20 protein-coding genes are annotated in these 23,231 nt (G+C 62.8%); 3 read left to right on the top strand and 17 right to left on the bottom strand.

Annotated features, from left to right (window positions below; translation table 11 throughout):
- Positions 1 to 26: 26 nt before the first annotated feature.
- The 10 genes from ACY8FN_RS17790 to ACY8FN_RS17835 all read right to left on the bottom strand — a co-directional run bounded on the left by ACY8FN_RS17790 (position 27) and on the right by ACY8FN_RS17835 (position 10,931).
- Positions 27 to 1,043, bottom strand: coding sequence for a lipoate--protein ligase A (locus ACY8FN_RS17790; protein WP_463100761.1), 1,017 nt, complete (start codon positions 1,041 to 1,043; stop codon positions 27 to 29).
- Positions 1,044 to 1,145: 102 nt separating this feature from the next.
- A complete protein-coding gene (locus ACY8FN_RS17795) occupies positions 1,146 to 2,345 on the bottom strand; it encodes an ABC transporter permease (RefSeq protein WP_463100762.1) in 1,200 nt (399 codons plus the stop codon).
- Positions 2,345 to 3,559, bottom strand: a complete 1,215-nt coding sequence (locus tag ACY8FN_RS17800; RefSeq protein WP_463100763.1) for an ABC transporter permease — start codon at positions 3,557 to 3,559, stop codon at positions 2,345 to 2,347. Before ACY8FN_RS17800 ends, ACY8FN_RS17795 begins: the two co-directional genes overlap by 1 nt.
- Positions 3,560 to 4,267, bottom strand: coding sequence for an ABC transporter ATP-binding protein (locus tag ACY8FN_RS17805; protein WP_463100764.1), 708 nt, complete (start codon positions 4,265 to 4,267; stop codon positions 3,560 to 3,562).
- Complete coding sequence (locus ACY8FN_RS17810) at positions 4,260 to 5,411, bottom strand: efflux RND transporter periplasmic adaptor subunit (protein ID WP_463100765.1); 1,152 nt, start codon at positions 5,409 to 5,411, stop codon at positions 4,260 to 4,262. The genes ACY8FN_RS17805 and ACY8FN_RS17810 overlap by 8 nt, the downstream gene beginning before the upstream one ends.
- Before the next feature lie 27 nt (positions 5,412 to 5,438).
- Positions 5,439 to 8,615, bottom strand: coding sequence for an efflux RND transporter permease subunit (locus tag ACY8FN_RS17815; RefSeq protein WP_463100766.1), 3,177 nt, complete (start codon positions 8,613 to 8,615; stop codon positions 5,439 to 5,441).
- Positions 8,608 to 9,678 (bottom strand): efflux RND transporter periplasmic adaptor subunit, encoded by a 1,071-nt coding sequence (locus ACY8FN_RS17820; protein WP_463101200.1) that lies wholly within the window; start codon positions 9,676 to 9,678, stop codon positions 8,608 to 8,610. The genes ACY8FN_RS17815 and ACY8FN_RS17820 overlap by 8 nt, the downstream gene beginning before the upstream one ends.
- Positions 9,679 to 9,719: 41 nt before the next feature.
- The gene (locus ACY8FN_RS17825) at positions 9,720 to 10,190 is read right to left on the bottom strand and encodes a DUF6691 family protein (RefSeq protein ID WP_463100767.1); all 471 of its coding nucleotides are present in this window, start codon (positions 10,188 to 10,190) and stop codon (positions 9,720 to 9,722) included.
- A gap of 13 nt (positions 10,191 to 10,203) precedes the next feature.
- A complete protein-coding gene (locus tag ACY8FN_RS17830; RefSeq protein ID WP_463100768.1) occupies positions 10,204 to 10,617 on the bottom strand; it encodes a YeeE/YedE family protein in 414 nt (137 codons plus the stop codon).
- Positions 10,617 to 10,931 carry an ArsR/SmtB family transcription factor gene (locus tag ACY8FN_RS17835; RefSeq protein ID WP_463100769.1) on the bottom strand — a complete coding sequence of 105 codons (315 nt, stop codon included), beginning with the start codon at positions 10,929 to 10,931 and terminating at the stop codon, positions 10,617 to 10,619. The genes ACY8FN_RS17830 and ACY8FN_RS17835 overlap by 1 nt, the downstream gene beginning before the upstream one ends.
- An 88-nt stretch (positions 10,932 to 11,019) precedes the next feature.
- Here ACY8FN_RS17835 and ACY8FN_RS17840 point away from each other — a divergent pair, with 88 nt between their 5' ends.
- From ACY8FN_RS17840 to ACY8FN_RS17850, 3 genes are all read left to right on the top strand, one after another.
- Positions 11,020 to 11,205, top strand: a complete 186-nt coding sequence (locus ACY8FN_RS17840; protein WP_033136592.1) for a YgaP family membrane protein — start codon at positions 11,020 to 11,022, stop codon at positions 11,203 to 11,205.
- Between the two features lie 358 nt (positions 11,206 to 11,563).
- Positions 11,564 to 11,968, top strand: a complete 405-nt coding sequence (locus tag ACY8FN_RS17845; protein ID WP_463100770.1) for a hypothetical protein — start codon at positions 11,564 to 11,566, stop codon at positions 11,966 to 11,968.
- Positions 11,969 to 12,268: 300 nt separating this feature from the next.
- The gene (locus ACY8FN_RS17850) at positions 12,269 to 12,997 is read left to right on the top strand and encodes an MgtC/SapB family protein (RefSeq protein WP_101315464.1); all 729 of its coding nucleotides are present in this window, start codon (positions 12,269 to 12,271) and stop codon (positions 12,995 to 12,997) included.
- A 95-nt stretch (positions 12,998 to 13,092) separates the two neighbouring features.
- On the opposite strand, the gene ACY8FN_RS17855 is transcribed toward ACY8FN_RS17850, so the two are convergent.
- The 7 genes from ACY8FN_RS17855 to dnaK all read right to left on the bottom strand — a co-directional run bounded on the left by ACY8FN_RS17855 (position 13,093) and on the right by dnaK (position 23,018).
- Entirely contained in the window at positions 13,093 to 14,103 is a 1,011-nt protein-coding gene (locus tag ACY8FN_RS17855; RefSeq protein ID WP_463100771.1) for a substrate-binding domain-containing protein, read from the bottom strand.
- Positions 14,104 to 14,130: 27 nt separating this feature from the next.
- The gene (locus tag ACY8FN_RS17860; protein WP_463100772.1) at positions 14,131 to 15,546 is read right to left on the bottom strand and encodes a glycoside hydrolase family 32 protein; all 1,416 of its coding nucleotides are present in this window, start codon (positions 15,544 to 15,546) and stop codon (positions 14,131 to 14,133) included.
- Entirely contained in the window at positions 15,546 to 16,910 is a 1,365-nt protein-coding gene (locus ACY8FN_RS17865) for a sucrose-specific PTS transporter subunit IIBC (RefSeq protein WP_463100773.1), read from the bottom strand. The genes ACY8FN_RS17860 and ACY8FN_RS17865 overlap by 1 nt, the downstream gene beginning before the upstream one ends.
- Positions 16,911 to 16,993: 83 nt before the next feature.
- Positions 16,994 to 17,950 (bottom strand): aminoimidazole riboside kinase, encoded by a 957-nt coding sequence (locus tag ACY8FN_RS17870; protein ID WP_463100774.1) that lies wholly within the window; start codon positions 17,948 to 17,950, stop codon positions 16,994 to 16,996.
- Between the two features lie 115 nt (positions 17,951 to 18,065).
- Complete coding sequence (locus ACY8FN_RS17875; RefSeq protein ID WP_463100775.1) at positions 18,066 to 19,565, bottom strand: carbohydrate porin; 1,500 nt, start codon at positions 19,563 to 19,565, stop codon at positions 18,066 to 18,068.
- Between the two features lie 263 nt (positions 19,566 to 19,828).
- Positions 19,829 to 20,974 carry a molecular chaperone DnaJ gene (dnaJ, locus tag ACY8FN_RS17880; protein ID WP_042018662.1) on the bottom strand — a complete coding sequence of 382 codons (1,146 nt, stop codon included), beginning with the start codon at positions 20,972 to 20,974 and terminating at the stop codon, positions 19,829 to 19,831.
- A gap of 112 nt (positions 20,975 to 21,086) precedes the next feature.
- Positions 21,087 to 23,018 (bottom strand): molecular chaperone DnaK, encoded by a 1,932-nt coding sequence (gene dnaK / locus ACY8FN_RS17885; RefSeq protein WP_042018660.1) that lies wholly within the window; start codon positions 23,016 to 23,018, stop codon positions 21,087 to 21,089.
- Positions 23,019 to 23,231: the final 213 nt, after the last annotated feature.

Raw genomic sequence — 23,231 nt, forward strand, 5'->3', positions numbered from 1 at the left:
AGACCGCCATCAGCACAGCGCCACCCTCAACGCAGGGAGGCCAACAGCCACTGGGCAAACTCCGCCAGCTCGCTCTGCTGCTGCGGGAAGGCCGCCAGCCAGGGCTGCAGGCGCGCGGCGACCGCCTCCGGCTGATAGCCACAACCCATAAGCTCGGCCGCCAACAGATCAAACGGGGCCGGCTCCAGGGTATCGCTGAACAGCTGCGCCCGGGTGATGGCCCCTTTCTCCACATCAAAATGCAGCTCCACCCCGCCCCAGCTGAACCGCTCCTCCAGCAGATGGCTGAAAGCCGGAGCATGACCGTAGTTCCACTCCCAGCTGCGCTGGCGGGCGAAGGTCTCGGCAAAGCCCGGCAGATCGGGCATCTGCTCGGGGGATATGTGCTCGGGGGCAACCTGCGCGCCATAGTGGTGGAAAAATGCCTCGGCAAGTGCCTCGCTCACCTGTTGATGGTCGATCCCCGGCAGCAGTTCGCACAGATTGGCCACCCGGCTGCGCACCGAGGTGATCCCCTTGGCCGCCAGCTTCTTGGGGTCGGGGTTGAGGTAGTTGGCCAGACGGCCGAGATCGGCGTCCAGCAGCAGGGTGCCGTGGTGAAAACCGCGATCCAGGGTCTCCCGATAGGCCGAGCCCGATACCTTGCGATCCCCCTGCGGGGTGGCCACCAGCAGATCGTTGCGACCGGAGGCAAAGGCCTCAATCCCCAAGCGCTTGAGCCCGTCCAGCACGATGGCGGTGGAGATGCTCTTGTCATACTCCGGCTTGCCCGCCATAAAGGTAAAGCAACTGTTGCCAAGGTCGTGGAACACGGCACCGCCGCCACTGCTGCGGCGCGCCAGGGTCACCCCATCCTCCTCCATCCGGCGGGTATTGCACTCCTTCCACGGGTTCTGGGCCCGGCCGATCACCACGGTATTGGCGTTGCGCCAGAGGAACAGCACCCGCTGGCTGGGGTCCATCTGGCGGAAGATGCACTCCTCAACGGCCAGATTGAACAGGGGATCGTGAGAGTCGGAGACAAGCAGACGTAGCGTAGTCATCGGGGAACCTTATATCGAGTCAGTAGCGAGGGGATATTACCACCTTGCCACCTGACTCGCTTGTTACCGCGTGCTTTGACAACAGCCTCAGAGCGGGATTGCCTAATCCCCCCGCAGGGCAACCACGGGGTCGAGACGCACTGCCCGCAATGCAGGGGCGACCCCGGCCAGCAGACCGACCAGGGCGCTGCAACCGAGCGCCAGCAGCAAATAGAGAGGATGGAGGGTGAGCGGCAAGCCAGCCGCCAGCAGGGCGAGCAGCAGCTTGAGCCCCCCGAGCAGGGCCAGTCCCATGGCCCCGCCCAGCAGCGCCAGCACCACGGCTTCGAGCATAAACAGCAGCAGAATGCGCCGCCGCGGGCAACCCAGTGCCATCAATAAGCCGACTTCGGGGATCCGCTCCTGCTGGGCGATGCTCATGATACTGAAGATACCGACCGCCCCGATCAGCAGCGAGATAATGCCGAGCCCGCCAACAGCCAGCTTGATGATGGAGAGGATCTTGTCGAGGCTGGTCAGCATGTCCTGCTGGGAGGTGAGGGTGAAATCCTCGGCGCCGTGGCGAGCGATCAACACCCGCCGGATCTGAGCCGAGATGTCGGCCTCCGTCTGCCCGGCGCGGTAGATAACGTCGATCTCCTGCAGCCCCTCCTTGTTGAACAGCGCCTGAGCGTGGGCGGCGGGCAGATAGATCATGTCGTCCAGATCAAAGCCGAGAAATTGCCCTTTGGGGGCCAGCACCCCGGCCACCCGAAAACGGCGATCACCGGCCCGCAGCAGACTCCCCGGCCCATCGCCGCCGGGAAACAGCTCCGCCGCCACCTTGGAACCCAGCACCGCATAGGCGCGGGGCATGGCACTGTCGTCCGCAGGCAGAAAACGCCCCTGCACCAAGGTGAGTCGCCAGCCAGAGAGCGCCGCCGAGCCGGTGCCCAGAATGGCGGTGCTGCGGGTCAGTCCGCGGCTGCGCACCTCCCCCTGCCCCTGCACCACAGGGAGCGCTGCCTCGATCCCCGGCAATCTGGCGAGGGCATCAGCATCCTCCAGCAGCAGGGGACGGCTGCTGGAGAGGATACCGGGCGGGCCGCCAGCGGTTTCGGTTTTGCCCGGGGTGACGGCGATCAAGCGGGTGCCGAATTGGGAGAAGCTGTCGAGCAGATAGAGCCTGAGCCCCTCGCCAATACCGGTGAGCAGGGTCACCGAGGCGATCCCGATGGCAATACCCAGCGCCGACAGCAGGCTGCGACTGCGCCCTGCCAGCAAGGCACGCCACAACCAGAACAGCAGATCAGCGAGGCGCATCAGCCACCGCTCCACTGCCCGCTGCGCAGGCTACTGACCGGATCTTGCCGTGCCGCCCGGGAGGCGGGCAGCCAGCTAAAGAACAGCCCGGTCAGCAGGGCCGCCGGTATGGTGCAGAGGGTCGCGAGCAAAGGGACCGCCACCGGAAAACTGGGCCAGATCAGCGCGGCAAGGGCCACCAGGGCATAGCCCAAAGCCGTGCCAAACAGCGCGCCACTGCCGCTCAGCAGCAGCGCTTCCCATAAAAACAGCTGGCGGATCTGGCGGCTGTCGGCCCCCAGCGCCTTGAGCAGGCCGATCTCGCCGGTGCGCTGGCGGGTGCTGATCAGCGCCAGATTCATCATCATGATGCCGGAGACCAGCAGGCTGATGGCGCCTATACCGGCGACCGCCAGCGTAAGGGTCGAGAGAATGGTAGAGAAGGTGGCCAGCATGGCGTCACGGCGCACCACGGTGACATCGAGCACCCCGTGGCGCGCCTGCATCAGCAGCTCCAGCCGCTTGACCAGCGGAGACACCGCCTGCCCCGCCAACGGCTGGATCAGCAGGCGAAACAGCCCCTCGGTATTGAACAGCCGCATGGCGCTGCCAACCGGGATCAGCGCCGCTTCGGCCATATCCATCCCCAGATTGCTGCTCTGGCTGGTGAAGACCCCTACCACCCGAAAGCGGCGATTGTCAAAACGCAGCCACTGGCCGACCGGATCGGCCTGACCGAACAGCTCCCGGGCCACCACGGCCCCCAGCAGGACGACCGGTCGATCCTCTGCGGCATCCCCTGGCAGCCAGCGGCCAGACAACAACTCCAACCCGTGGGTATCGCGCAATCCGTTGCTGCTGCCAAGCAGCATGGTCTGGCGCAGCCGCGCCCCCTGCTTGGCCTCGGCAAAGCCCATCACCAGCGGCACCAACCGCACCTTGGGCTGATGCTGGCCAAGATAGTGCATGTCATCGAGGGTGATCTGCCGCAGGCTGTTGCCGGTGACCGGCGGCAGCCCGCCGGTGGTCTCCTTGCGCCCCGGAAACATCACCAGCAGATCCTTGCCAAGGGAGCTGAACTGGTCGGCCACATAGCGTCTTGCCCCCTCCCCCAGCGCGGTAAGCAGCAGCACCGAGGTGACGCTCAGACTCACCGCCAGGATCAAGACCAGCGCCCGCGAGCGCTGGCGCAGCAGGGCCACGGCGGCAAAGCGGATAACATCGGGCCGCCGCATTCAGCCCCCACCACTATGAGTGCTATCAATGCTATCGGTGCTGATGCGGCCATCATTCATCAGGATCCGCCTGCTCGCCCGTTCACCGAGGCGCGGATCGTGAGTCACCACCACCAGCGTGATCCCCTGCTCCCGGTTGAGCCCCTCAAGCAGGGTAATCACCTCCTCGCCGGAGCGGGAGTCAAGATTGCCGGTGGGCTCGTCGGCCAGGATCAGCCGCGGTGCCATCGCCATGGCCCGGGCGATGGCCACCCGCTGACGCTGACCGCCGGAGAGCTCGGCAGGGCGGTGCCCAGCCCGGTTCTCCAGCCCCAGCTCCCCCAGCAACTGCTGGCTGCGGCGATGACGCTCGGCGGGAGCGATCCCGCACAGCATCAGCGGCAGCTCGACGTTTTCACGGGCGGTGAGGCGGGAGATGAGGTGAAACGACTGGAACACGAAACCGATGCGATGGCCGCGCAGCTGGGCCAACGCCGGTTCTGACAGGGTGGCGGTGTCCTCGCCCCCCAGCCAGTAGCGCCCCTCGTCGGGCCGATCCAGCAGCCCCAGCACATTGAGCAGGGTCGATTTGCCGGAGCCCGAGGGGCCCATCACCGCCAGATACTCCCCTTCAGCAACCCGCAGGGAAATTCGCTCGAGGGCAGCCACTTCGCTCCCCCCCAGAGTGAAACGACGGCTGACGGTATCCAGGCGAATGAGATCACTCATCCGGCTGCTCCGTGGCGGCGCTGAAGGGGCCCTCCCCGACAACCTGACCGGGCTGGGCCGCCAGCTGCTCACCAGCGGCGAGCCCCTCGGCCACCTCAATCCAGTTCCAGTTCTCCACGCCCCAGCGGGGCATGACCCGCACCAGCTTATCCCCTTCCAGCCGCAGCACGCTGCCATCGTCAGCCCGGCTGCTGGCCGCCACCCGCAGCACATCGGTGGCGCGGGTCACCTCGACCTCAAGATCGGCGCTGTAGCCGATAAGCAGGGGCACGTCAGTGGGCACGTCAGTGGGCAGGGCCGTGAGCGATGCCTCCACCTCCACGGTGCGAGCCTGCTTCTCCAACTCCTTCACATAGGGGGCGATGCGGGTCACGGTGGCGGCAAAATCGCGCCCGGGCATGGCGTCGAGCAGTACCCGGGCAGACTGACCCACCTTGAGGCGAGCGGCATCCACCTCATCGATGGGGGCTGAGACATAGAGGCAGCGATCGTCGATGAGATCGATAACCGGGGGCATGGCCACTCCGGGCGGTGAAGGGGTCATGTATTCGCCCAGCTTGCTGTTGACCTCCGCCACCACACCGGCAAACGGCGCCTGCAAGCGGCGCTCACTCAAGCGGGCTTCCACCTGAGCGACCTGCGCCTCGTCGACCCGCTCCTGCTGACGGGATGCGCGGCAGATATAGCGGCGGGTATCGGCCAGATTCTGGGCCTGCTCGGCGAGGGTGCGGGAGGTGAGGTTTTTGGCCAGCAAGGTGGCCAGCCGATTGGCCTCCCGCTCGTAGTAGGCCGCCTCGCTGCAACGCTCCTCGCGCTGGGTCTTGCCGAGAGCCTGCTGGGCACGGGCACGGTCGAGATCGGCGCGGATGTCGTCACTCCAGAGGGTCAGCAGCAGCTCTCCCTTCGCTACCCGCTCCCCGGCCTTGACGGCGATCTGCGCCACCACGCCGCCACCGGGCAGACTGAGCCCGGCCCGCTGACAGGACTTGATGGTGCCAGCCCGGGTGTTGACCACTGTGACCAGCACATCCCCCCGCCCGACCTCAACCAGCCTGATCGGCGTCGCCTGCGGTCGCCACCACCATGCCACAGCAGCCACCGCTACCACGGCGCCACTTCCCCACCACAACCAACCTCTCTTCATCGCGCATCCTTTCGCTAGTGACTCCCGTCATGAGCGTCGGGAGAGCAGGGCATAGTAGAGCAAGGGTATCACTACCAGAGTGAGCAGTGTGGAGACCAGGATCCCGAAAATCAGGCTGATGGCCAGTCCGTTGAAGATGGGATCATCGAGGATAAACAGAGCTCCGATCATCGCCGCCAGCGCCGTCAGCATGATGGGTTTGGCCCGCACCTGCGCCGCTTCGATCACTGCCTGCTCGAACGCCACTCCGGCGCTGCGCTGCTGCTCGATAAAGTCCACCAGCAGGATGCTGTTGCGTACGATTATCCCGGCCAGGGCGATCATCCCGATCATCGAGGTCGCCGTAAACTGGGCCCCCAGCAGCGCGTGGCCCGGCATCACCCCGATGAGGGTGAGCGGAATGGGGGCCATGATGATCAGCGGCACCAGATAGGAGCGGAACTGGGCCACCACCAGCAGGTAGATGAGGATCATCCCCACCCCGTAGGCGATGCCCATGTCGCGGAAGGTCTCGTAGGTAATCTTCCACTCACCGTCCCACAACAGCGCCACCTCCCCCAGCTTGTCGGGCTGCTGCACGTAATATTGGGGCAGGTCGATATCGGCACCGGCGGCAAACATGCCGTAGAGCGGGCTGTCGGTATGGCCGCCCATGTCGGCAACCACCATCACCATAGGCTGCATGTTCTTGTGCATGATATAGCTGGGGGCCACCTCATCACGGCGACTCACCAGCTCGGAGACCCGCACCAGCTGGCCGCTCTGGCTGCGCACCTTGAGGGCAAGTACGCCCGCCAGATCCCGCTTGTCACCGGGAGCCAGTTCGATGCGGATCGGCACCGGATACTTGGCGCCGTGCCCCTGCAGCCAACTGGCATCCTGATAGCCCACGCCGCCGTTGAGGGTCGCAACCAGATCTCCAAGATCGACCCCGAGCAGGGCCGCCTTGCTGCGATCCACCACCAGCCGCCACTTGGGCTGCGGGTCGGTCAGATAGATATCCACGTCCACCAGATCCGCGGTGGCCACAAAGCGGGCCTGTACGGCGCGCGCCGCCGCTTCACGGGCAGCAGGCGTCGGGCCATACACTTCCGCGACTATGGGTGACCAGACCGGCGGGCCGGGCGGCACCTCAACGACTTTCAGGTTGCCCCCTGCCGCACTGGCGATGACCTGCAGCGGGGCCCGTACCGACTGGGCAATCTGGTGACTGCTGCGATCCCGTTCATGCTTGTCCACCAGATTGACCTGAATATCCCCCACGTTGGCACCGCTGCGGATAAAGTAGTGGCGCACCAGGCCGTTGAAATTGATGGGGGCGGCGGTACCGGCGTAGATCTGGTAATCCTTCACCTCGGGCACCTTGGCAAGCTCCCGCCCGACCGCCAACAGGGTGCGCTCGGTCTGCTCCAAGGTCGCCCCCTCCGGCATATCGAGCACCAGCTGAAATTCCGATTTGTTGTCAAAGGGGAGCATCTTGAGCACCACCCACTGCACCAACGGCATGGCGGCGGCCGCCCCGACCAGCAGCAATACCACCAGCCAGAGTTTGCGTCTGGCCCTCTTGGCGCCGTCACCGATCAGGAAAGGGGTCATCAGCCGGTGAAAGAGACCAGCCTTGGCCTCGCCGTGGGCACCGTGCACCTCGTCCTTGAGCAAATGGCTCGCCAGCCAGGGGGAGAAGACAAAAGCCACTAGCAGGGAGATGAGCATCCCCATGCTGGCATTGATGGGGATAGGGCTCATGTAGGGGCCCATCAGGCCGCTGACAAAGGCCATCGGCAGCAGAGCCGCGATCACGGTCAGGGTCGCCAGTATGGTCGGCCCCCCCACTTCGTCCACCGCCCCCGGAATCAGATCCTTGAGCGACCCCCTGCCCAGGCCACGATGGCGATGAATGTTCTCCACCACCACGATGGCGTCATCCACCAGAATGCCTATGGAGAAGATCAACGCAAACAGCGACACCCGGTTGAGGGTAAAACCCCATGCCCAGCTGGCAAACAGGGTCAGCGCCAGGGTGATGACGATGGCCACCCCCACCACCAGCGCCTCGCGCCAGCCCATGCTCACCAGTACCAGCAGCACCACCGCCGTGGTGGCAAAAATCAGCTTGCCAATGAGGGTGTTGGATTTGGTCTCGGCGGTGACGCCGTAGTCACGGGTCACCGTCACCTCGACCCCGGCAGGGATGAGTCGATTCTTGAGGCTCTCGACCCGCGCTTCCACCCGCTTTGCCACATCGACCGCGTTCTGGCCCGGCTGCTTGCCGATAGCCAGCGTCACCGCTGGATAACTAGCCTGCCCTATCCCCATCCAGCTGCGTTTGGTCGGGACCTCCTGACCCAGAGAGACCCTGGCCACCTCCCCCAGATAGACCGGCTTGCCGTCGTGCAGCCCCACCACCAGTTCTCTAGCCTCCTGCTCACTTTGCAGGAACTGCCCCACCTGTACCTTGATCTCACTGTTGTCTTGCTCGATGGCCTGTGTCGTTCCTACCTGATTGGCGGCGGCAAGTCGCTGGCTCAGATCGCCCCAGCTGATGCCGTGGGCGCTAAGGGCCGCCGGATCCGGTATCACCCGCAACACGGCACTCTGGCTGCCCAGCGTGTAAATATCGCGGGTACCGGGAATGCGCTTGAGTTCGGTCTCCAGCTCATGGGCGACCCGGGTCAGTTCGGGAGCGCCCAGTTGCTTGCTCCCCTCTTTGCCCCACTCTTTGCTCCATAAGGTGAGACTGACGATGGGGACATCATCGATCCCCCTAGGCTTTACCAGCGGCTGACCGACCCCGATCCCCTGTGGCAACCAGTCGCGGTTGGAGTCGAGCTGGTTGTTGAGATCGACGATGGCCTGCTCGCGGCTCACCCCCACCTTGAACACCACCACCAGCAGGGCGCCATCGGGTTGGGAGAAGGAGTAGAGGGTATCGATCCCCTTTATCTGGGAGACCACCTGCTCGGCAGGAGTAGTGACGAGAGACTCCACCTCTGCCGGGGTGGCTCCCGGGAAGGGAATGTAGACATCGGCGAAGGTGACATCGATCTGCGGCTCCTCCTCCTTGGGGGTCACCAGCACAGCAAACAGGCCGAGCAACAGCCCCACCAGCGCCAGCAGCGGGGTGATGGCCGAGCCCTGAAACAGCGCAGCCAGCCGACCGGCAGGCCCCAGCCTCTCCTTGTTGTCGTTCAGCTCGCTACTCATGGGCCACCTCCTGCTGCTGCGCCCAGGCATCGGGGGCCAGCTTGTCACCGGCTTGCAGCCCGGCCAGGATCTCGCACTGTCCCTCGACACAATGGCCGACCCGTACCGGCGTCAGGGCCCAGCCAGCGGGCAGCTGCAGATAGACGCCGTTGAACTCCCCTTGCCGCAGCAGGGCGCGAGCCGGCACTTGCAGCACCTGACGTTCACCCTGTTTGAGCTGCACCTTGAGCCACATGCCGGGCAATACCCCGGCGGTTTGCGGCGGCAAGTCGAGGCGCAACCTGAAGGCGTGGCTCTGGCTGTCGGCATAGTTAAAGCGGGTCAATTTGACGGGGGTAACGGCCCTGCCATCCGGCAGCAGCACCTGCACATCCGCAGGCTCACGAGCGAGCGTCAGGGCGGATTGGGGCAACTCAAGCTCCACCCGCAAGGTGTCGAGAGAGAAGCCGGAGAGCAGCGGGGTACCGGGGGCGACAGTCTCCCCCAACTCCACCAGCCTCTTGGTCACTACCCCGGCATAGGGAGCCAGAATGCGGGTATAACCGTAAGCCTCGCGGGCCTGAGTGAGGGCCGCATCGGCCGCATTGACCTCGGCGCGGGCGGCGCGATCAGTCGCCTGGGCATTATCGAGCTGGGCGCGGGTGATCACCCCCTTGGCGATCAGCGCCTGAAAACGGGCGAGCTGGCGCTCGGCTTCCACTTGCTGGGCCTGCGCCCGGGCCAGTCGCGCCTCGGCACCCGTGACGGCGGCAAACTGCTCCTTGCCACTGATCTCCAGCAGCGGTTGCCCCGCCTGCACCTGATCGTTCACATCCACCAGCATGCGGGAGACCCGGCCGCTGGTCTGGGCCGCCACCGTCCCCTGATTGATGGCAGTAACGGTGCCATCCAGCGTCAGCCAGTCGGTCACCGGCTGTGGCGCCACTGTCAACAAGGGCTCTGTCAGCGGGGGCTCTGTCAGTGGGGCAATAGGCTCCCCTTCTGCGGCCAGGGCCCGGGTGGCTGTCATGGCCTGCGATGTCATCACCAGCAAGGTGATCCCCAGCAACCGGATCTTTTCCATCATTACTCTCCTTCCCTGGCATCATCAGTCACTTCACGGGATCAGGCGGTATGAGACTGGCGCACCTGATCCTTTTCCCGAGTTGGTGCCTTGGTCAGCACCCTAGCCAGCCCCCTATCAAACAGCAAGATCCCGGCCACCATGGCCGCGATAAACAACATTATCATGGGCTGTCCGCTGGAAATGAGACTCAGAGCAGGCCCCGGGCAGATGCCCACCAATCCCCAGCCGATGCCAAACAGCGCGGCCCCGCCGATCAGGCGGCGATCCAGCCTGGGTGCCGGTACGGCGACGATGGGCTCCCCTAGCAAGCTCTGGTGACGGGGTTTCACCAGCAGAAAATAACCGGGCATAAAGACCAGCAGGGCGCCCCCCATCACGAAGGCGAGGCTGGGATCCCAGGCCCCGGCCAGATCGAGAAAACCGGTGACCCGGGCGGGATCCACCATGCCGGAGATGGCCATCCCCAATCCGAACAACAGGCCCGCAAACAAACTTGTCAGCAACTTCATGGCGATCAGCCCCTTACAACAGATGATGAGTAACGAAGACGGTGATGAAACCGGCCGCCATAAAGGTCAGGGTGGCGACGATGGATCTCAGCGAGAGCCGCCCCATGCCACAGATGCCGTGGCCGCTGGTGCAGCCATTGCCAAGGCGGGTACCGATGCCGACCAGCAGACCGGCCAGCAGCACCAGCGGCCACCCGGGCAGGCTGGTGAATGTGGGCATGGTGGCCCAACCTAGGGTCAGCGCCAGCCAGGCGCCTGCGCCCAATCCCAGCAGAAACAGCACCTGCCAGCGCGCCCGCTGTTGCAGCGCACCGGCCAGAATGCCGCTGATCCCGGCGACCCGGCCGTTGAACAACATCAGGATCAGGGCCGACAGCCCCGCCAGCATGCCGCCGCCCAAAGAGAGCAGCCATTGGCTTTCCATCATCAAGATTCCTTATTTTCTGAGTGACAAAAATGGGTTTGCAGCGCCGCCAGCACATCGGCAGCCGCCTCGCTCATCAGCGAGTAGTAGATCTGCTGGGAGACCTTGCGCGAACGGATCAGGCCATGGCGCTTCAATACCGACAGTTGCTGGGAGAAGGCCGACTGCCCCAGCAGGCTGTGGGCTAGCAGCTCCCCGACCCCCTTCTCCCCCTCCACCAGCTGGCAGAGCACCATCAGGCGTTCGGGGTGAGCCAACGCCTTGAGCAGGGAGGCGGCGGCTGTCGCATGTCTGTTCATCTGGTCGAATTGGCTCATAAGAGTAAATTAGCAATTGCTGATATTTGTTCTATTGTATAAAACAACACTAAATTAGCAATACCTAAAGTAGATAGGGAGAAAGACCATGACTGTAGATAACGGAGTCAGAATCGTCGCGGGTTGCATGTTGCTGCTCTCGCTGATCCTTACCACCTGGGTGCATCCGGGCTTTGTCTGGTTGAGCGCCTTTGTCGGGGTCAACCTGATCCAGAGCGCCTTCACCGGTTTCTGCCCGGCAGCGATGATCCTCAAACGGATGGGATTGAAATAACCGGGTCAGGGGTGAGCAGCCCGGGACGGAAAGCGGGGCTTTCGATTATGTTTCAAGATGTTGCTGTGGGCGGCGCGGGGTTTACCCTGACTGCCGCCTCGGCTATCATTCGAGCCTCTTATCAATAGCGGAGACCATCAGTGGGCAACTCATCAAGTGACAGTTGTAGACCGGCCCTGTCAGCCGGTACCAAGGTCGCGAGCTAGCCGCAGGTCTTTCTCTGCCGCATGCTCGCAGCCCTGCGAGAAGCGGAAATCCACTCCCCTCTTCTCTTTTTACACTTGACGTCTGGTGACCATTGGCCACAAGCCATGGCCGCCATGCCTGCATAGTTTCTGCTTCCCACAAGGAGGCTACTATGCGCTTTATCTCAATCAAACCGGCTGCGGATCCCACGGTAGCAACAGGTTCTGTTGCTACCCGGGCTCACCCCCTGCTGAGCAAGCTCGGCCGTGGCATGTTGCCACGCTGGCTGGGCGGCAAACCGCGTCAGCACCACTACCGGCTGCAGATCCGCTGTGAGGATCGCGCCGATATGGAGCAGGTGCTGGATATGGTGAACCACACCCTGCAACCGGCTGGGCTGCAACCGATGCAATCGATGAAGCCGGGTCGCGGCGGCGGGCGAGAGCTGGTGCTCAACCTGCAGTGTACCCCGCCCCAGCGCCGCTATCTGGTGCAGTTTATCCATCAGGTCGGAGTAGCACATCCGGTGCGCTGGCAACTGCGCCCGCGCATCGACTGCGATCCCGAACTCAACTGAGCGCGCACCTGCATTAACCACAGTGAAAGGGGCCAGCCACACTGGCCCCCTTGTCGTGAACAACAGCTTGCCCTGCGGCGGATCGGATAGCCGATCCGCCGTTCATACTCGCACTTATGTTTGCACTTATGTTTGCACTTATGTTCGCACCTATACTCGGCTCGCACCCCAGGTGCCAGAGGGCGGGCGCGCTGGGTTGTTTTTCTGCTGGCCATCCGCGCAATCATTCCCTGATCCATCCGCCACCCAGCGTTTCATCATGGATTGCGCCAAACCAGCACTCATCAGAAGGAGTACGCCATGAAGATGTGGCAACAAATTGACATGATCTCCCTGCTCGACACCCTCGCCAGCCTGTTGCTCGCCTTTGTGCTCGGCAGTCTGGTCGGGCTGGAGCGCCAGTACCGCCAACGTACCGCGGGCCTTCGCACCAACGTGCTGGTCGCCGTGGGGGCCGCCCTGTTCGTCAGTCTGGCCCAGCGCATCTATGACCTGCACGGCGGCAACTACAACGTGGTCCATGTGGTGGCCTATATCGTCTCCGGCATCGGCTTTCTCGGCGCCGGCGTCATCATGCGCGAGTCGGGCAATATCCGCGGCATCAACACCGCAGCCACCCTTTGGGGCGTGGCAGCGGTCGGCGCCGCCTGTGGTGCCGGGCTGGCCATGGAGGCGATCCTCGGCGCCCTGTTCGTACTCGCTGCCAACACCCTGCTGCGACCGCTGGTCAATCAGATCAATCGTCGCCCGGTAGACAATACCGACACCGAAGTGACCTACAAGGTGACCGCGCTGACCCAGCGCGAGCATCAAAAGGAGGTGCTGCACTGGCTGGAAGAGATGCTGGAGCAGGCCAACTATCCCATGAGTGAGCTCGACATCGAGCCGTTTGGCGAAGGGGATCTGGAGATCTCGGCGGTGCTGCTCGCCACCTCTATCGATGGCGACGAGCTGGATGCCCTGATGGTGAAACTCGGCATACATCCCCATATCAAGCAGGTGTTCTGGCGGACCAGTACCACCGATTGATCTCTCGGTCAGAGGAACGGCACCATCCGCCAACAGCAAAAAGCCCCGCCAGTAATGGCGGGGCTTTCTCACATGGGATGGGCGAACCGGCGTAACTAGCGGCGACTGCGCCAGCGCACCCGGGAGTTGATCACCAGGGCGGTCTGCGCCGGGGGATTACCCGCAATCAGTTGCTGCATCAGCTCGAAAGCGGCACGGGCTAGCGCCGGACAATCCTGTGCCACCGAGTCGATGCGCATGGGAATGCAGTCGAGCAGGTCGTGATCATCGAAGGTACACAGGCGCATGCCTGTCTCCATCAGCCCCGCCTCGTTGAGGTAGCGCAGTACCCCCTCCAGCAGGGTAAAGGAGGCGGTAAAGAGCCCCTTGGGGGGCGCCCCCAACTCGGCCACCAGTTCGGCCATCAGCTGATAACCGGAGCTCGGCTGATAATCGCGATGGCGCACCCGGATTGCATCGGCTTCAAAACCGGCGCGATGGAGCCCCAGCTCATAGCCTGCCAGCCGGTGACGGCTGGGGGAGAGATCCAGCAGGCCGCCGAAGTAGTAGATTTGCTCGCCGCACTCGCTGGCCATGTCCCGCACCAGCTCGGCGGTGGCCTTGCAGGCATCGGAGATCACCATGGGCAGGCGCGACTCGCCGATATGGCGGTCGAGCTGCACCACCGGCAGACGATCGTGGATGCGGGCATAGATGTCATCGCTGTGGCCGCTGGAGGCGACAATCAGCCCGTCCACCTGACGGCTGATGAGATTGTCCACCACCCGCTGCTCGAGAGCGGGATCATCCTCGGAGCAGGCGATCAGCAGCTGGATGCCCGCCTCCCGGCAGTGGGCCTCGAGGGCGCGGGCGATGCGGGCGAAACCGAAGTTGGTGAGATCGGGGATCACCAGCCCCCAAGTGTAGCTGCGGGTCTCGCGCAGGGAGCGGGCGTGAAAGCTCGGCAGGTAGTGACACTCATCCGCCACCGCCTGAATGCGCTTGCGGGTATCGTCGGCGATCCGGTACTCCGCACTCTTCCCGTTGAGCACCAGACTGGCGGTCGCCTTGGACACCCCCGCCAGTTCGGCGATCTGGGCAATCGTGATCCGTTTCTTCTTCTCCACCTGGCCTCCCGGCTGACTAGAACCGGGCTATTGTACTAGGCACGCCGACAGCGGCCAGTGATTGAGGCAAATTTTGCAGCCATCATCGCCGTTACCTGATGAAAGTTGCGGCGTTTCTCCGGGGAAGTAGCGCGCAGACAGGCTGTGACGACCCTCATCGATGAAACACTCCAGACTGGAGCGATCGCACAGCACGGTGATCCGCCCGCCAGCCCAGGGGCTGCAGCGGGTCTCCCACGCTCCGCTCTGCCAGTTCTGGCGCCGCAGGGTGATACGCCCCGGCAGCCAAACCAGCTCGGCCACGGTGCCAAACCAGAGGCTCCCCTCGCCGCACAGATCCAGATCGAGCCAGGCCGAGTCGATGGCCAGCCCCGGAAACTCGCCAAGCGTCCCCTCGAAGCAGGTCTGCTCCCCCTTCAATGCCGCGAGCTCCGCCACCGGTCGCTGGCAGAGCCACTCATCCTGCCAGAACAGCTCCCGCGGGCAGCTCATCTGGTGGATCCAGCCATAGGGGATGGTGGGCTGGCTCATCTCGTTCTCCTCCGGCAGCCCCAGCCAGCCAAACAAGAGGCGGCGCCCCAGATTGTCTCGGGTGGTTTGCGGCGCATAGAACTCGAAGCCCCGGTCAAGCTCGTAGAAATCCCCATGATCGAAGCGCTCGCCGTCGAAGTTGCCCGCCAACCAGCCGCACTGGTAGAGGTTGCGATAATCCTCGCCCACCGGGGCAATCCCCTGCGGGCAGCTGATCAGCACATGGCGATCCCCTAACGGGAAGAGATCCGGGCACTCCCACATATAGCCAAACTCCCCCAGCCCCCCGCGCCCGCTACCGGCGATGGAGCCCACCCGCTGCCAGCTTTGCAGGCTCTCGCCACGATAGAGCAGCACCTCACCCTTGTCGTCCAAAGTGCGAGCTCCCAGCACCATCAGCCACTGCTGGCCGTCGTGCCACACCTTGGGGTCGCGCACATGGCCGCTGTAGCCTTCTGGCAGCTCCAGCACAGGCCCCAGCTTGGCAAAACCGCCCTCACCGTCGGCGCGGGCCAGACACTGATAGGCGGTACGACTGCCATCCGGGTATTTGACATTGCCGGTGTAGATGAGGGTCAAACGCCCCTGCTCGTCACTCACCGCCGAGCCCGAATAGCAGCCGTGACTCTCATAGGTTTCGGTGGGCAACAGCGCCACCGGCTCGTGCTGCCAGCGCAACAGATCGGTCGAGGTGACGTGCCCCCATCCCTTGTTGCGATGCTCGCAGCCCAGCGGATTCCACTGGTAAAAGAGGTGGTAGCGCCCGTCGTGCTCGATAAAGCCGTTGGGATCGTTAAGCAGCCCCACCGGGGCTGCCAGATGCCAGCGGGGCCGATGGGGATCGGCCGCCGCCTTGAGCTGTCCGGCCAGCAACGACCGGACAATCTGGTTGAGAAGATCGCGTTCCTTCATCACTCCACCTTGTACTTGAGCAGGAAGGAGGCGGCGAAGGCAGTGCCAAAGGCGATCACCAGCCCGATGATGTAGTGAATGAGGCTCATGGGCTGGACGATAGCCATGCCGGGAATACCGGTCAGCCCCACCGCCGTCATCCCCACTTTGGCCGCCACCACGTAGGCACCGCCGCAGGCCCCGCCAAACAGACCGGCGAGGAAGGGCTTGATGTAGCGCAGGTTGACCCCGAAGATCGCCGCTTCCGTGATGCCCAGCAGGCAGGACATGGCCGCCGGCACGGTAATGGCTTTGATCTTCACGTCGCGGGTCTTGAAGTAGACCGCGAGGCAAGCTCCTCCCTGCGCCACGTTGGCCATGGCCCAGATGGGCAGCAGGAAGTTGACGCCAATTTGCGGATTGGCCAGCAGCCCCGCCTCAATGGCGTGAAAGCTGTGATGGATGCCGGTGATGACGATCAGCGAATAGGTGCCGCCAAACACCAGCCCCGCCAGCCAGCCCGCCTGCTCATAGAGGGCGCTCAGACCAAACGAGATGCCATCCCCCAGCACCCGACCCGCCGGGCCGATAAAGAGCAGCGCCACGAAGCCGGTGATGATGACGGTCAGGAACGGCGTGAGGATCAGATCCAGCGCATCCGGAATACGCTTGCGCAGCTGTTTCTCCAGATGGGACATGAACCAGACCGCCAGCAGCACCGGGAAGACGGTGCCCTGATAGCCGATCATCGCCACATCCAGTCCGAAGAAATCCATGGTCTTGAAGCCACCGGCCACGCCCCAGGCGTTGGTCAGCGCCGGGTGGGTGAGAATACCGCCAAGGGTCGCCCCGAGGTACGGGTTGCCACCAAACTCCCGCGCCGCCGTAAAACCGATCAGAATGGGCAGGATGATAAAGGCCGCCGAGCTGAACATGTCGAGCATCACAAACAGGGCGCTGTCGGCATTGACCCAGCCGTAGGTGCGCACCATGCCGAGCAGCCCCATCAACAGGCCCGAGGCCACGATGGCCGGAATGATCGGCACGAAGATGTTGGAGAGCGTCCGTGCCAGCCGCTGGGCGACATTGAGCTTGGCCGTCGCCATGTTGGTCAGCTCCGCCTTGCTGGCCATGCCGGTGCCGGTCAGCGCCACGAACTCCGCATAGACCTTGTTGACCAAACCGGTGCCGAAGATCACCTGAATTTGACCCGCGTTGCTAAAGCACCCCTTGACCCCCTCCAGCTTGTCGATGGCGGCCTTGTTCACCTTGCTGTCATCGGCCAGCACCAGCCGCAGCCGGGTGGCGCAGTGGGCAGCGCTGACGATGTTCTCCTTGCCCCCGAGCAGGGGCACCAGATCCTTGGCTATCGCACTGATATTCATATTCTTCCTCTTATGACCCGCCACGCTGGCGGGCCCTTGTCACATGAGAGTAGGGGCTGTCGAGCCGGGCTTCTAGCCGCAGCTCAACAACCGCTTGTGCCTGATCGCAAAAATTCATCCAGTTCGGAGCGGGTCGGCAGCGCCGTCATCGCCCCCTTGGCGGTGGTGGCAAGCGCCCCGCAGCCGTGAGCCTGCGCCAGGATGGCGGGCAGCTCGGCCAGAGTCGGCAGCGACGAGCGACCTGCCAGCGCAGCCAGCAGACCGGCGACGAAGGCATCCCCCGCCCCCGTGGTGTCGATTGGCGTCACTTTCTGCCCCACCCACTCCAGCAGCTCGCCACCCAAACGGGCCACCACACCGGCCGCCCCCCGGGTCACCAGCACCAGCGCCGGGCCAGAGAGAGTCGCGAGCCCTGCGACCAGCTCATCCTCGCCGCTCAACAACTGCAACTCCTCGATGGAGAGCTTGACCACGTCCGCCTGCGCGATGGCTTTGCGCACCAGCGGCAGCATCTCGGCGGAGTTGCCCCACACCTCGGGGCGCAGGTTGGGGTCGAAGCAGACTCGCCCGCCTGCCGCCTTGATGGCCGCCATGGCCTGCAGGCAGCTGGTGCGCACTGGCTCGTTGGCGAGCGCAATGGAGCAGGTGAGCAGCCACTGACCGGCATCGAAGCGGGGCAACTCATCGGGGGTGAGGAACTGGTCGGCACTGGGGCGCACCATGAAGGTGAAGCTGCGCTCCCCCTCGTCATCAAGTGCCACCAGCACTGTGCTGGTGCGATGGTCAGGATCGAGCCGCAGCGCGGCGATATCCACCCCCTCCCCGCGCAGGGTGTCGGCCATAAAGCGGCCAAACGGATCGGCACCGACCCGGCCGATAAAGGCCGCATCGCCGCCAAGCCGTGCCACACCAACCGCCACATTGGCGGGTGCGCCACCCGGACACTTGAGGTAGTGCAACGCCCCTTCCGGGATCAGATCCACCACCGCATCCCCCATTACCCACACACGATTCGTCACCTTGCTACTCCACTGCTGCATCGGATCCCCGGTCAAACCCGGACTCTGTTCTGTTGGCTGGCATTATCAGCTAAACCGTTTTAGCCAACCAACAGATCTCGGCACCGGCTGCCATTTTTGTGATCGGGATAACGAACTAGAACCAGGTTTCCATCTGCACGCCAAAGTTCCACTCGCCACCGGCGGTGAAGTTGCTCTGGCCCATGGCATCGTCGCTGGCGTAGTTGTCGAGCTCCGATGACCAGTCCATCCAGCTGGCGAACACCCGCAGCTCGGGCCGCTCGAAGAAACCGACAGTCTGCGCCTTGAAGGTAGGGGCGAAGGTGAGCTTGGTGAAGTTGCCGTTCACCGCCTGCCGCCCCTTGTAACCCTTGGGATCGAGATCCATGTACTGCCAGGCTGCCTCGTAGACCAGCTCGACATTCTGACTCAGCACCTGCGCCACCCGGGTATTGAAGGTGAGCCAGCGGTACTCATCCCCTTTCACGTTGCGATCCTGACTCTGCTCGGCCAGCAGGGCCGGGGCAAAACGCCAGCGCGAGTTGAGATCGGTGGCGCCAAACACGGCGACCCGCACCGCATCGGCATCCGGCAGCAGCTCGCTGTCAGAGCCCAGTCCCTTGACCTCGGCCCCCAGCCCATGACCGTACAGCACCGCCGCCTTGGCAAAACCGGGGTTGATGCCAAAGAAGCTCTCGCCGTGGTAGGCCAGCAGGGTGTGTGCCCCCTTGTCCGCCGCCTCGCTGCCCGACCCCTTGTCATTGATGCGGGCGTCATTGTCCTTGGCCGAGAGACCGTTCACCATCCACTGCCAGTTGCCGACTCGATTGTTCATGGTGAGGATGTAGCTCTCGATATCGGAGAGACCGCTGGCGCTGATGTCGCCGTAATCGCGACCGTAGAGGGAGAAGTTGGCCTTCCAGCTGTCGGCCAGCTGCACGTCGTAGACGCCGCCGCCGGTACCAGCCAGGAACACCACGTCGGAGTCGATCCAGTGGATATCGAAGTTGTCGCGGTCAAAGCGCTTGCCCGCCCACAGCACTGCATTCTTGAAGGGGCCGTCGAAGCTCGCCAGATTGCCGATCTCGGCAAACACCTGACGAGTGTTGAGGCTCGAATCGCTGGCGGTCCAATCGTTGCTGGTCTCCACCCCGTCTGCCAGCATCAGCTTGTAGCGGGCCCAGCTGCCATCCTCGAAGGTCTGGGTTTTCAGCAGGTTGGCCTCCATGTAGGTGTCATCCTCGTTGCCAAGGCGACCGACGGCCCCGCCCACCGAACCGGCTGGCGTGATGTAGGGGCCGCCGCGCCCACCGTTGCCATTGCCGTTGACCAGCAGGCCCGAGCGGGCGTAGCCGTGAAACTCGAAGCCCTGGGCACCTGCGGTCTTCTCATCCACCTGCTGGCTGCGGTTGTCGGCCACCTGCGCCTGCTCGCTGGCCGCGCTCGCCTTCACCTCGGCCTCACTGGCACGGCTCTCTGCCGCCTGCACCCGCACCTCCAGCGCAGCCAGTCTGGCTTCGACACGCTCCTCTTCGACACTCTCCCCTCCGACACTCGCCTGCGCCGCCCACAGCGGGCTGCTCATCCCCAATCCCAGCGCTACCGCCAGCGCCAACTTGCTCTTGAACATCATCATCTTCCTCACCTGTCATCTGTGCCCGAACGGGCGCTGTTGTTATCGACAATCTGAGCATAGCTAAACCGCTTTAGCTAACTCAATATGACAACTAAACCGTTTCAGCAACAGTGTGAGCGGGATAACATTTGTACAGCAGGTATTGGTGGGAGTTGTGAGGAGGATCCCTCATCAGGATCCACTCAATAGGGCGGATCCTGGCTAAATGACGGGCAAAAAAAGAGCCGGCGCAGGGCCGGCTCTGTTTATTCGGGTGGCTGAAATCAGCGGGTCAGATCGTCGAAGAAGCGTTTCACCCCTTCGAAGAAACCTTCTGATTTCGGCTTGTGAGTCTTGGCAGCGGCACCACTGAACGACTCGTCCAGCTGACGCAGCAGCTCTTTTTGGGATTCGTTGAGCTTGACCGGGGTCTCAATGACCACCTTGCACATCAGATCGCCAACCTGGCCAGAGCGCACAGATTTAACGCCCTTGCCGCGCATGCGGAACATCTTGCCGGTCTGGGTCTCAGGGGTCACCTTGAGCTTGACGCGACCATCCAGGGTCGGCACTTCGATCTCGCCACCGAGGGCTGCTGCGGTGAAGCTGATGGGCACTTCGCAGTAGAGGTTGTTGCCGTCACGCACGAAGATCTCGTGCTCTTTGACGTGCACCTGTACGTACAGATCCCCAGCCCCTGCGCCCGCTTCGCCTGCTTCCCCTTCGCCGGAGAGACGGATACGATCGCCGGTGTCGACGCCCGCCGGAATTTTCACCGACAGGGTCTTGGTCTTCTGGTAGCGACCTTCGCCGTGGCACTTGCGGCACGGATCCTTGATGATCTTGCCGCGACCGTGACAGTGGGGGCAGGCCTGCTGCACCGCGAAGAAGCCCTGACGCATCTGCACCTGACCGGCGCCGTGGCAGGTCGGGCAAGTCTGGGCACTGCTACCGGTGTGGGCACCGGAGCCGTTACAGACTTCACAGTGAACCAGGGTCGGCACCTTGATCTCCTTGGAGACCCCGCGCACCGCCTCTTCGAGGGTCAGCTCCATGGTGTAACGCAGATCGGAGCCACGGGCCGGGCCACGACGGCCGCCGCCACGTTGGCCACCACCAAAGATATCGCCAAAAATATCGCTGAACGCATCACCAAAATCAGCGCCGCCACCAAAACCACCGTGGCCACCGCCACCCTGGCTCGGATCGACACCGGCATGACCATACTGATCGTAACGGGCACGCAGGTTGCCATCGGTCAGGACCTCGTAAGCTTCCTTGACCTCTTTGAACTTCTCTTCAGATGCCGCATCACCCTGATTGCGATCCGGGTGATACTTCATGGCCAGACGTTTGTACGCCTTCTTGATCTCGCGCTCGTCGGCATCTTTTGCCACACCCAGCACTTCGTAGAAATCGCGCTTCGACATACTCATCCTGTTGCTTCGTAGCAGTTACGCAGACGGGCGTTGGTTACCCAACGCCCGTGAATTCATTGACTAAGCCGATGGGTGAAGCGAACTTCCCCCATCTGGGTAGGGCTTACTTCTTGTCGTCTTTCACTTCTTCGAACTCGGCGTCGACCACGTCGTCGTTAGCCTTGGAAGAAGAGGAGGACTGACCGGCATCAGCACCGGCGGCGCCTTGTTGAGCCTGAGCTTGCTGTTGAGCAATCTCCATCAGCTTCTGGGACGCTTCCAGCAGTGCCTGCTGTTTGGCTTCGATGGCAGCCTTGTCGTCACCCTTGAGGGTGGCTTCCAGCTCGCTCACCGCGGCTTCGATCTTGCTCTTGTCGTCAGCAGGCAGGGCTTCACCGGCTTCGGTGATCTGCTTGCGTACGGAGTGGACCAGACCATCAGCCTGGTTGCGAGTCTGCACCAGCTCTTCGAACTTCTTGTCCTCGGCCGCGTTGGCTTCGGCTTCGCGAACCATGCGCTCGATCTCTTCGTCAGACAGACCGGAAGAGGCCTGGATGGTGATCTTCTGCTCTTTGTTGGTCTCTTTGTCTTTGGCAGAGACGTGCAGGATACCGTTGGCATCGATGTCGAAGGTCACTTCGATTTGCGGCAGGCCGCGCTGTGCCGGACGGATACCTTCCAGATTGAACTGGCCCAGTGACTTGTTGTCGCTGGCACGCTTGCGCTCACCCTGCAGCACGTGAATGGTCACGGCAGACTGGTTGTCTTCAGCAGTGGAGAACACCTGGGATTTTTTGGTCGGGATGGTGGTGTTCTTCTCGATCAGCGCAGTCATCACGCTACCCATGGTTTCGATACCCAGGGAGAGCGGAGTAACGTCCAGCAGCAGTACGTCGGTCTTCTCACCAGACAGTACCGCACCCTGGATGGCAGCACCCATGGCCACGGCTTCGTCCGGGTTAACGTCTTTACGCGGCTCTTTACCAAAGAATTCAGATACGGTCTTCTGCACCATTGGCATACGGGTCTGACCGCCTACCAGGATGATGTCGTCGATCTCACCAATCGCCAGACCGGAGTCTTTCAGCGCCATGCGCACTGGCTCCAGAGAGTCTTTCACCATGTCTTCTACCAGGGATTCCAGCTTGGCGCGGGTCACCTTGATGTTCATGTGCTTGGGACCGGTGGCATCAGCGGTGATGTACGGCAGGTTGACATCAGTCTGCTGGGCAGAGGAGAGCTCAATCTTGGCTTTTTCTGCGGAGTCTTTCAGACGCTGCAGGGCCAGTTGATCGTTGCGCAGGTCGATGCCCTGCTCACGCTTGAACTCGTCAACCAGGTAGTTGATGACGCGGTTGTCGAAGTCTTCACCACCCAGGTGGGTGTTACCGTTGGTCGCCAGTACTTCGAAGGTGGTCTCGCCTTCCACTTCATCGATCTCGATGATGGAGATATCGAAAGTACCGCCGCCCAGGTCATATACGGCAACCTTGCGCTCGCCCTTGACCTTGTTCACGCCGTAGGCAAATGCTGCGGCAGTCGGCTCGTTGATGATGCGTTTTACATCCAGACCCGCGATGCGACCGGCATCCTTGGTAGCCTGACGCTGGGCATCGTTGAAGTAAGCTGGCACAGTGATAACGGCTTCAGTGACCGGCTCACCCAGATAATCTTCAGCGGTCTTCTTCATCTTCTTCAGCACTTCGGCAGAGATCTGCGGCGGTGCCATTTTCTTGCCCTTCACTTCAACCCAGGCATCGCCGTTGTCAGCTTTGGCGATGGCATACGGCATGATTTTCAGGTCACGCTGTACTTCTTCATCTTCAAAACGACGACCGATCAGACGCTTGATAGCGAACAGGGTGTTCTTCGGATTAGTGATGGCCTGACGCTTGGCCGGTTGACCAACCAGGATCTCGCCATCATCGGCATAGGCAATGATGGACGGAGTAGTACGATCGCCTTCTGCGTTCTCGATCACGCGAGCAGTGTCGCCATCCAGAATAGCGACGCAGGAGTTGGTAGTACCCAGGTCAATACCGATGATTTTACCCATTTGACGAATCTCCAAAAACTTTGAATAAACTGGCGAGGAACTCGCCTTAATGCGTTAACGGCTAGGTGGGGGCAGCCAATCTGGCTTTCAAGCTCCCGGCATCAAATTTTCTGGTGCCGCCGCGCCTTGCTTCCTATATGGGGTCGCCAGCCGCAGCTTCAAGCCCTAACCCTAAAAAACCACACCCTTTATCATGATTGAGCGACGGTTTTT

Source organism: Aeromonas sp. 160P (genome assembly GCF_055193095.1).

Coding starts and splice junctions, on each gene's coding strand:
- ACY8FN_RS17790 (WP_463100761.1), bottom strand. CDS start 1,043: ATGACTACGCTACGTCTGCTTGTCTCCGACTCTCACGATCCCCTGTTC.
- ACY8FN_RS17795 (WP_463100762.1), bottom strand. CDS start 2,345: ATGCGCCTCGCTGATCTGCTGTTCTGGTTGTGGCGTGCCTTGCTGGCA.
- ACY8FN_RS17800 (WP_463100763.1), bottom strand. CDS start 3,559: ATGCGGCGGCCCGATGTTATCCGCTTTGCCGCCGTGGCCCTGCTGCGC.
- ACY8FN_RS17805 (WP_463100764.1), bottom strand. CDS start 4,267: ATGAGTGATCTCATTCGCCTGGATACCGTCAGCCGTCGTTTCACTCTG.
- ACY8FN_RS17810 (WP_463100765.1), bottom strand. CDS start 5,411: ATGAAGAGAGGTTGGTTGTGGTGGGGAAGTGGCGCCGTGGTAGCGGTG.
- ACY8FN_RS17815 (WP_463100766.1), bottom strand. CDS start 8,615: ATGAGTAGCGAGCTGAACGACAACAAGGAGAGGCTGGGGCCTGCCGGT.
- ACY8FN_RS17820 (WP_463101200.1), bottom strand. CDS start 9,678: ATGGAAAAGATCCGGTTGCTGGGGATCACCTTGCTGGTGATGACATCG.
- ACY8FN_RS17825 (WP_463100767.1), bottom strand. CDS start 10,190: ATGAAGTTGCTGACAAGTTTGTTTGCGGGCCTGTTGTTCGGATTGGGG.
- ACY8FN_RS17830 (WP_463100768.1), bottom strand. CDS start 10,617: ATGATGGAAAGCCAATGGCTGCTCTCTTTGGGCGGCGGCATGCTGGCG.
- ACY8FN_RS17835 (WP_463100769.1), bottom strand. CDS start 10,931: ATGAGCCAATTCGACCAGATGAACAGACATGCGACAGCCGCCGCCTCC.
- ACY8FN_RS17840 (WP_033136592.1), top strand. CDS start 11,020: ATGACTGTAGATAACGGAGTCAGAATCGTCGCGGGTTGCATGTTGCTG.
- ACY8FN_RS17845 (WP_463100770.1), top strand. CDS start 11,564: ATGCGCTTTATCTCAATCAAACCGGCTGCGGATCCCACGGTAGCAACA.
- ACY8FN_RS17850 (WP_101315464.1), top strand. CDS start 12,269: ATGAAGATGTGGCAACAAATTGACATGATCTCCCTGCTCGACACCCTC.
- ACY8FN_RS17860 (WP_463100772.1), bottom strand. CDS start 15,546: ATGAAGGAACGCGATCTTCTCAACCAGATTGTCCGGTCGTTGCTGGCC.
- ACY8FN_RS17865 (WP_463100773.1), bottom strand. CDS start 16,910: ATGAATATCAGTGCGATAGCCAAGGATCTGGTGCCCCTGCTCGGGGGC.
- ACY8FN_RS17870 (WP_463100774.1), bottom strand. CDS start 17,950: ATGCAGCAGTGGAGTAGCAAGGTGACGAATCGTGTGTGGGTAATGGGG.
- ACY8FN_RS17875 (WP_463100775.1), bottom strand. CDS start 19,565: ATGATGATGTTCAAGAGCAAGTTGGCGCTGGCGGTAGCGCTGGGATTG.
- dnaJ (WP_042018662.1), bottom strand. CDS start 20,974: ATGTCGAAGCGCGATTTCTACGAAGTGCTGGGTGTGGCAAAAGATGCC.
- dnaK (WP_042018660.1), bottom strand. CDS start 23,018: ATGGGTAAAATCATCGGTATTGACCTGGGTACTACCAACTCCTGCGTC.